The 1,245-nt window shown below is 56.7% G+C and carries 1 protein-coding gene; it reads right to left on the reverse strand.

Going from position 1 to position 1,245, the window contains the following annotated elements:
• Positions 1 to 1,195, reverse strand: a protein-coding gene (locus tag CS919_RS10625; protein ID WP_099299421.1) for an IS3 family transposase whose coding sequence is annotated in 2 segments (ribosomal slippage) — positions 1 to 904 and positions 904 to 1,195 — 1,196 coding nt annotated over the 2 segments. Because the reading frame shifts where the segments join, the coding sequence is not laid out codon by codon here. This gene is flagged as partial in the annotation.
• Positions 1,196 to 1,245 lie beyond the last annotated feature (50 nt).

Consider the following 1,245-nt stretch of genomic DNA (forward strand, 5'->3'; position numbering starts at 1 on the left):
TTGTGGCTCCAAAACTCTGATTCAACCTCAGCTGGCGTGCGGTACCCCAGGGACTGATGGAGCCTAGAATCGTTCCACCAGGTAACCCACTCGAAGGTTGCGATCTCCACGTCCACCACATCGCTCCACGTGCGGGTATGAATCAGCTCGTTCTTGTAGGAACCATTGACGTTTTCCGCCAGCGCATTGTCATAAGAATCGCCCACCGTGCCGGTAGAAGCAGCAATCCCATATTCCGCAAGCCGCTCGTTGTAGACAATGCTCACGTATTGCGAACCGTGGTCAGAGTGGTGGATCAGGCTTGAGGTTTCCTTTGCGCTGACGATCGCCTGGTTGAGCGCTTGCAGCGGCAACGCCTCGGTACGCATCGAATCCGATAGCGCCCATCCGACGATCCGCCGGGAGAACACATCGGTGACAAAAGCGGTGTATACGAACCCCTTTCGGGTGCGCACATAGGTAATGTCAGCTACCCACAATGCGCCCGGTGCTGGCGCTGTGAAATCGCGAGCAACCAGGTCTGGACGCGGATCCGGACCTTTGGGCTTGCGAGTCGTCACAGGAGACCGGCCTTTCCCCTTGCCAGTAACGCCAGCAAGGCGCATCAGACGCGCGGTCTGCTCACGCCCAATATCGATGCCGTCTCGACGAAGAACATGCCAGATCTTACGGACGCCGTAGACTCCGTAATTGGCGCTATGAACAGCACTTATATGTTCGACCAGGGCAGCGTCGCGAAGACTGCGGACACTAAGCCCGCGAGCTTTGGACTGGCGGTACCCACGAGAGGTAATGAAGCCACCTTCCCGATTGCTCTTCAACGTCTGGCAGATGAACTCGACTGTGAAACGATCCCGGTGTTCATCGATGAACTGGATCATTTCCGACGTTGTGGGTCGAGTTCTGACGCGAAAAAAGCCGATGCGGCTTTCAATAACTCGTTGGTGTCGCGAAGCTCTTGATTCTCACGGCGCAACTTGGCTACCTCTGCAACGAGATCTTCGGGTAAGGGCTCAGCAACTCGGCCTTCGCGGCGAGCAGCCTGCGTCCACTGCCGGGCTGTGTGCCACGACACTCCCAACTTCGGTGCCACAGTCTGGCAAGCGGATTGCATCGAAAGGTTCTCTGCCAGGATACGGTCCTCGACGAGGCGGACCACGCGGTCCTTCGCATCCTGGTCAAATTTCTTTGGCATGTTCCAGATTTTCCCATCTACTCAGACGGAACAAAACCTGGGGCACTTCA

The sequence above is a fragment of the Corynebacterium dentalis genome (genome assembly GCF_900232865.1).
In the GTDB taxonomy this organism is placed as follows: domain Bacteria; phylum Actinomycetota; class Actinomycetes; order Mycobacteriales; family Mycobacteriaceae; genus Corynebacterium; species Corynebacterium dentalis.